Origin of the sequence: Mesorhizobium sp. M1A.F.Ca.IN.022.07.1.1 (assembly GCF_003997575.1) — a bacterium.
Lineage (GTDB): Bacteria > Pseudomonadota > Alphaproteobacteria > Rhizobiales > Rhizobiaceae > Mesorhizobium.
This window is the reverse complement of record NZ_RZST01000334.1, coordinates 1-6,305: the sequence shown is the minus strand read 5'-3', so window position 1 is coordinate 6,305 and position 6,305 is coordinate 1. Positions and strand designations below refer to the sequence as shown.

Annotated in this window: 7 protein-coding genes; 5 read left to right on the top strand and 2 right to left on the bottom strand. The window is 64.6% G+C overall.

Features of this window, described 5'->3' with window-relative positions; genetic code table 11:
- Together EOA75_RS26870 and EOA75_RS26865 are read left to right on the top strand one after the other, a co-directional pair.
- Positions 1 to 572, top strand: a 572-nt coding sequence (locus tag EOA75_RS26870) for a lipoyl synthase (RefSeq protein WP_245466746.1), incomplete at its 5' end; no start/stop codon positions are given.
- Positions 573 to 579: 7 nt separating this feature from the next.
- Positions 580 to 1,056 carry a type II toxin-antitoxin system RatA family toxin gene (locus EOA75_RS26865; RefSeq protein ID WP_066989693.1) on the top strand — a complete coding sequence of 159 codons (477 nt, stop codon included), beginning with the start codon at positions 580 to 582 and terminating at the stop codon, positions 1,054 to 1,056.
- On the opposite strand, the gene EOA75_RS26860 is transcribed toward EOA75_RS26865, so the two are convergent.
- Both EOA75_RS26860 and EOA75_RS26855 read right to left on the bottom strand, forming a co-directional pair.
- Positions 1,053 to 1,535 carry a CinA family protein gene (locus tag EOA75_RS26860; RefSeq protein WP_127325584.1) on the bottom strand — a complete coding sequence of 161 codons (483 nt, stop codon included), beginning with the start codon at positions 1,533 to 1,535 and terminating at the stop codon, positions 1,053 to 1,055. The two genes, EOA75_RS26865 and EOA75_RS26860, sit on opposite strands and share 4 nt — an antisense overlap.
- Positions 1,532 to 2,749 (bottom strand): bifunctional 2-C-methyl-D-erythritol 4-phosphate cytidylyltransferase/2-C-methyl-D-erythritol 2,4-cyclodiphosphate synthase, encoded by a 1,218-nt coding sequence (locus tag EOA75_RS26855; RefSeq protein ID WP_067321361.1) that lies wholly within the window; start codon positions 2,747 to 2,749, stop codon positions 1,532 to 1,534. Before EOA75_RS26855 ends, EOA75_RS26860 begins: the two co-directional genes overlap by 4 nt.
- A 139-nt stretch (positions 2,750 to 2,888) precedes the next feature.
- Between EOA75_RS26855 and dusB the strand changes: the two genes are divergently transcribed.
- From dusB to ntrC, 3 genes are all read left to right on the top strand, one after another.
- Positions 2,889 to 3,917, top strand: coding sequence for a tRNA dihydrouridine synthase DusB (dusB, locus tag EOA75_RS26850; RefSeq protein ID WP_127325583.1), 1,029 nt, complete (start codon positions 2,889 to 2,891; stop codon positions 3,915 to 3,917).
- Positions 3,914 to 5,056, top strand: coding sequence for a nitrogen regulation protein NR(II) (locus EOA75_RS26845; protein WP_127325582.1), 1,143 nt, complete (start codon positions 3,914 to 3,916; stop codon positions 5,054 to 5,056). The genes dusB and EOA75_RS26845 overlap by 4 nt, the downstream gene beginning before the upstream one ends.
- Positions 5,053 to 6,305, top strand: a 1,253-nt coding sequence (ntrC, locus tag EOA75_RS26840; protein WP_127325581.1) for a nitrogen regulation protein NR(I), incomplete at its 3' end; no start/stop codon positions are given. The genes EOA75_RS26845 and ntrC, both read left to right, overlap by 4 nt.

Below are 6,305 nucleotides of genomic sequence, written 5' to 3'. Positions count from 1 at the left end.
GAATGAAGGCGAAAAGGCTGGTGAAGAAATTCCGCACCGCCTTTTTCCCTTCCTACACCAGCATGCCCATCGGGTTTTCGATCCTGACGCCCGACTTCCTGCGCAAGGACGGCGCGCTTGAGATCGTCGTTGCCGCCAAGCCCGACGTCTTCAACCACAATCTGGAAACCGTGCCGTCGAATTACCTGACGGTGCGGCCCGGCGCCCGCTACTTCCACTCGATCCGGCTGCTGCAGCGCGTGAAAGAACTCGATCCGTCGATCTTCACCAAGTCCGGCATCATGGTTGGCCTCGGCGAGGAGCGGAACGAAGTGCTGCAGCTCATGGATGACCTGCGTTCGGCAAATGTCGACTTCATGACCATCGGCCAATACCTGCAGCCTTCGAAGAAGCACCATCCGGTGATCCGCTTCATCACGCCGGACGAGTTCAAGTCCTTTGAGACGATCGGCAAGACGAAGGGCTTCCTGTTGGTGGCTTCGAGCCCGCTGACGCGCTCCTCGCATCATGCCGGCGAGGATTTCGCCAGGCTGCGCGCGGCGCGCGAGGCGCAGCTCAAGAAGGCCAGCTGACGCTTTCATGCCGAAATTCGAAGCCACCCGACGCGTCGCCTACACGCCGGAACAGATGTTCGCGCTGGTGGCGGATATCGAGACCTATCCGCAATTCCTGCCGCTCTGCGAGGCGCTGACGGTGCGCTCGCGCAAGGAGCGCGACGGCCGCACCATCCTCGTCGCCGACATGAGCATCGGCTACAAGGCGATCCGCGAGACCTTTACGACCCAGGTGCTGCTCAAGCCCGACGAGAACGCCATCGACGTCAAATACATCGACGGCCCGTTCAAATATCTCAGCAACATCTGGCGCTTCGATCCGGCCGATGGCGGCTGCGAAGTGCATTTCTTCATCGACTACGAATTCAAGAGCCGCATTCTCGGCGCGCTGATGGGCACGATGTTCGATCGCGCCTTCCGCATGTTTTCCGAAGCATTCGAGAAGCGAGCGAACGTGATCTACGGCGCAGCGCAAGGCACGCCTGATCCGCGGATAGCCTAGGCCAGCGCTCGCAGGCCGAGCTGCAGCGCGTGCCGGACCGTCTCGTGGCGGATGAATTCCCGCCCCTTATGACCAAACAGCTGGCGCTCGACGACGGCCGGCTGGCCGGCAAATGCCATCCCGAACCAGACGAGACCCACCGGCTTTTCCGACGAGCCGCCGCTCGGGCCGGCAATTCCGGTGACCGCAAGGGAGAGGCTCGCGCGCGAATGCGTCAGCGCGCCCGCAGCCATCTCCCTGACCGTCTCACCCGAGACCGCGCCATGCGCCTCAAGCGTCGCCGCGGAGACGCCGAGCATCTCCATCTTGGCTTCGTTGGAATAGGTGATGAAGCCGCGATCGACCACGGCGGAAGAGCCGGCAATGTCGGTCAGTGCTGCAATGATCAGACCGCCGGTGCAGCTCTCGGCCGTGGCCAGCATGATGCCGCGCTGCTGACAAGCCTGGAGCAGGGCGTTGGCTAATTCCGCGTTGCTCATGCCGGCACGTCTCCCGGATAGACGACGCTGGCGGTCGCGATCGCCGCAATGCCTTCGCCGCGCCCGACAAAGCCGAGCTTCTCGTTGGTCGTCGCTTTGATGGAAACGCGTTCCGGCGCAATGCCGAGCATCGCCGCCAGCGCCGCCGTCATCGCCTCGCGATGCGGCCCCACCCGCGGCGCCTCGCAGATCAGCGTGATATCGGCATTGGCGATGCGCCCGCCGCGCTCGCGCACCAGCGTCGCCGCATGCTCGACGAAGATTTTCGAGGCAACGCCCTTCCATTGCGGGTCCGACGGCGGGAAATGCGTGCCGATGTCGCCGGCGCCGCAGGTGGCGAGCAACGCATCGGTGAGCGCATGAAGCCCGACATCGGCGTCCGAATGGCCGGAGAGTTTCCGGTCATAGGGGATAGTGACCCCGCACAGCGTGACATGGTCGCCCGCTTCGAACGCGTGCACATCGTAGCCATTGCCGGTGCGGATGTCCGGAAAGCGCGGCAGCGCATTTGAGAGCCGCTGGTCGGCCATCGCGATATCCCTTGCCCAGGTGAGCTTGATGTTGTCCGGCGAGCCCTGGACGATCTTGACCGGAATATGCGCCCATTCGGCGATCGCCGCGTCGTCGGTGAACTCGCTTTTGCCGAGATGATGCGCCTTCTCGTGCGCCGCCAGCAACGGCCAGAACGGGAAGCCTTGCGGTGTCTGCGCCGCGTGCAGGCCGGCCCTCGACACCGTCTCCTCGATCATGCCCTCGGCCGATTCCCGCTTGAGCGTGTCGGCGACGGGCAGCGCCGGCAGGGCGCCCTGGCGCTCGCCGATGGCCTCGATGGTTCGGTCGATGAGCCCATGGTCGACAAACGGGCGCACCGCATCATGCACCAGCACCTTTGCCGGCGCCTGCTCCCTCAGCGCCAAAAGTCCCAGCCGGACGGAAGCCTGGCGGGACGGACCGCCCATGACGATGAGCGTGTGCGTAGCATTAGCTCCCGCCGCGCGCTCGAACAGCTCGCGGTCGTCGGCATGGATCGCCACCACCACTGGCCCGACGGCTGGATGGGACAGGAATCTTTCCAGCGTATGCGCAATGACGGCGCGTCCGCCGATGCGCTGATACTGCTTCGGCCCCTCGGCCTGTCCGGCACGGGCGCCGCGGCCGGCGGCGACAATGACCACGCCGACCTTGCCGTCCGGTTTTTCACTTGTGTCAGTCATGGCGAGAGGCTTAGTCGCGGCTCGCAGGGAAGGCCAGCATTTTCCAAAATGCGCCTTAATGTGACGTCATTGCGCGTTGCACAATGGCTTGCTTCTGGCTACACAATGTGCAGCAATCGAACATGCTTGGTTTTTGTGCATGCCTGAATTGACCACATTGGCTTCGCCGCTCGACGTCGGCGGCGTAAGGATACGCAACCGCGTGTTCGTGGCGCCGATGTCCGGCATCACCGACGAGCCGTTCCGTCGGCGTGCGCATGCGCATGGTGCCGGGCTGGTCGTGTCGGAAATGGTGGCGAGCGGCGAACTGGCCAAGGGCAGGGCCGGCTGCGATCTGCGCATCCGCCATTCCGGACTGCCCGTCCATATGGTGCAGCTTGCTGGCCGCGAGGCAGCGCACATGGACGAGGGCGCGCGAATCGCGGCGGGCGAGGGCGCCGACATCATCGACATCAACATGGGCTGCCCGGCAAAGAAGGTGACGGGCGGCTATGCCGGCTCGGCGCTGATGCGCGATCTCGATCACGCGCTCTCGCTGATCGAGGCGGTGGTCGGTGCGGTCTCGGTGCCGGTGACGGTCAAGATGCGGCTCGGCTGGGACGAAAGCGCGCTCAACGCGCCGATGTTGGCGCGCCGCGCCGAGCTGGCCGGCGTGCGCATGGTGACCGTCCACGGCCGCACGCGCTGCCAGTTCTATCAGGGTAAGGCCGATTGGCGCGCCATTGCGCGCGTCAAGGAAGCGGTCTCGATCCCGGTGGTGGCCAATGGCGATGTCGGCTCGCCGGAAGAGGCTGCGACGATCCTGGATCAATCAGGCGCCGACGCGGTGATGATCGGCCGTGCCCATTACGGCGCGCCGTGGACCGCCGGCAGCATCGCGGCAGCCGCCGCTGGCATGTCTGCAACCGATATTCCCGAAACGCCCAAGAGGCTCGCTGACTACGTGGTTGCGCATTACGAGGACATGCTCTCGCTCTACGGCGTCGAAAGCGGGCTCCGCCAGGCGCGCAAGCATCTCGGCTGGTATCTGGACAGGCACGCGACTCGTGCTTCGGCGGAACGGCGCAAGCACATCCTCACTTCCTTCGAGCCGGCTGAAGTGATCGCCGGGCTGCGCCAAGCCTCTACCGAAAGCGCGGCATCGCCAGAATTGCGGAGCGCGGCATGAATCCGAACCTCCCACAGCCGGCCGACACCGCGGATGCCGCCAATATCGTGCTGAACACCATTCGCCGCCCGGTGATCATGGTCGATGCCGACGGCTTCATCACCTTCGCCAACGCGGATGCAGAGGATTTCTTCCGCTCCAGCGCGACCATGCTGGCGCGCAACACGTTGTCCAAGCTGGTCCCGTTCGGCAGTCCGCTGCTCACCTTGGTCGACCAGGTGCGCGAGCGCCGCGCGCCGGTCAACGAATACCGCGTCGACGTCTCTTCGCCGCGCCTCGGCATCGAGAAGATGGTCGACCTCTATGTCGCCCCGGTGCCGGAGTTTCCCGGCTCGGTCGTGGTGATGTTCCAGGAGCGGTCGATGGCCGACAAGATCGACCGGCAGATGACACATCGGGGTGCGGCCCGTTCTGTCATCGGCCTGGCGGCCATGCTGGCGCATGAGATCAAGAACCCGCTCTCCGGCATCCGCGGCGCGGCGCAACTGCTCGAGCTCTCAGCCTCCGACGAGGACCGTGCGCTCACCCGCTTGATCACCGACGAGACCGACCGCATCGTGTCGCTGGTCGACCGCATGGAAGTGTTTTCCGACGAGCGGCCGATCGAGCGCTTTCCCGTCAACATCCATGTCGTTCTGGATCATGTGAAAGCGATCGCCAAGAACGGCTTTGCAAAAAAAATCAAAATCTTGGAGGAATATGATCCTTCGCTTCCTCCAGTCTATGCGAACCGTGATCAGCTGATCCAGGTGTTCCTCAACCTGGTCAAGAACGCCGCGGAGGCGATCGGCGCCGACCCGCAGGGCGAGATCGTGCTGTCGACGGCTTTCCGGCCCGGCATCCGCGTTTCCGTGCCGGGAACGCAAGACCGCGTCTCGCTGCCGCTGGAATTCTGCGTGCACGACAACGGCCCCGGTGTTTCCGAGGACATCCTGCCGATCCTCTTCGATCCGTTCATCACCACCAAACCGAACGGCTCGGGCCTCGGGTTGGCGCTGGTCGCCAAAATTGTCGGCGAGCACGGCGGCATCATCGAATGCGATTCGACGCAGCGTGGAACCACTTTCCGCGTCTTGATGCCGGCCTGGAAGGACACTTTGCCCAACGCCGGCGACGAAGCTGAAGGAGACCGCAAATGACCGTTCGCGGCAATATCCTCGTCGCCGACGACGATGCGGCGATCCGAACCGTGCTCAACCAGGCGCTGTCGCGCGTCGGCCATGAAGTGCGCGTGACTTCGAACGCCTCGACGCTGTGGCGCTGGGTGGCTGCCGGCGAGGGGGACCTCGTCATCACCGATGTGGTGATGCCGGACGAGAACGCCTTCGACATGCTGCCGCGCATCAAGAAGGCGCGACCCGAGCTGCCGGTCATCGTCATGAGCGCGCAGAACACTTTCATGACCGCCATCCGCGCCTCCGAGACCGGCGCCTACGAGTATCTGCCGAAGCCCTTCGATCTGACCGAGCTGCTCAACATCGTCAACCGCGCGCTTGCCGAGCCGAAGCGGCCGAAGCTGGATTCCCGCGCCGACGATCAGCCGGAGACGATGCCGCTGGTCGGCCGCTCGGCCGCCATGCAGGACATCTACCGCATGCTGGCCCGCATGATGCAGACCGACCTGACGGTGATGATCAGCGGCGAATCCGGCACCGGCAAGGAGCTGGTAGCGCGCGCGCTGCACGAATACGGCCGCCGCCGCGGCGGGCCTTTCGTGGCCATCAACATGGCCGCGATCCCGCGCGACCTGATCGAATCGGAACTGTTCGGCCATGAGAAGGGCGCCTTCACCGGCGCGCAGAACCGCTCCACCGGCCGCTTCGAGCAGGCCGAAGGCGGCACGCTGTTCCTCGACGAGATCGGCGACATGCCGATGGAGGCGCAGACGCGCCTGCTGCGCGTGCTACAGCAGGGCGAATACACGACCGTCGGCGGCCGCACGCCGATCAAGACCGACGTGCGCATCGTCGCCGCCACCAACAAGGATTTGCGGACCTTGATCAACCAGGGCCTGTTCCGCGAGGACCTGTTCTACCGCCTGAACGTCGTGCCGCTGCGACTTCCGGCGTTGCGAGAGCGTTCTGAAGACGTGCCTGACCTTGTCCGGCATTTCTTCAAGCAGGGCGCCAGCGAAGGCCTGCAGACCAAGCGCATTTCCGCCGGTGGCATCGAGCTGATGAAGCGCTATCCCTGGCCCGGCAATGTGCGCGAGCTGGAAAATCTGGTGCGCAGGCTCGCCGCGCTCTATTCGCAGGATGAGATTTCGGCCGAGATCATCGAGGCCGAACTGAAGACCGGCGAGCGATCTGTCGTGCCGGACGGCGGCGCGCTGATCCCCGACGACCTGTCGATCGGCCAGGCGGTCGAGCATTTCCTGCAGCGCTATTT

Coding starts and splice junctions, on each gene's coding strand:
- EOA75_RS26865 (WP_066989693.1), top strand. CDS start 580: ATGCCGAAATTCGAAGCCACCCGACGCGTCGCCTACACGCCGGAACAG.
- dusB (WP_127325583.1), top strand. CDS start 2,889: ATGCCTGAATTGACCACATTGGCTTCGCCGCTCGACGTCGGCGGCGTA.
- EOA75_RS26845 (WP_127325582.1), top strand. CDS start 3,914: ATGAATCCGAACCTCCCACAGCCGGCCGACACCGCGGATGCCGCCAAT.
- EOA75_RS26855 (WP_067321361.1), bottom strand. CDS start 2,749: ATGACTGACACAAGTGAAAAACCGGACGGCAAGGTCGGCGTGGTCATT.
- EOA75_RS26860 (WP_127325584.1), bottom strand. CDS start 1,535: ATGAGCAACGCGGAATTAGCCAACGCCCTGCTCCAGGCTTGTCAGCAG.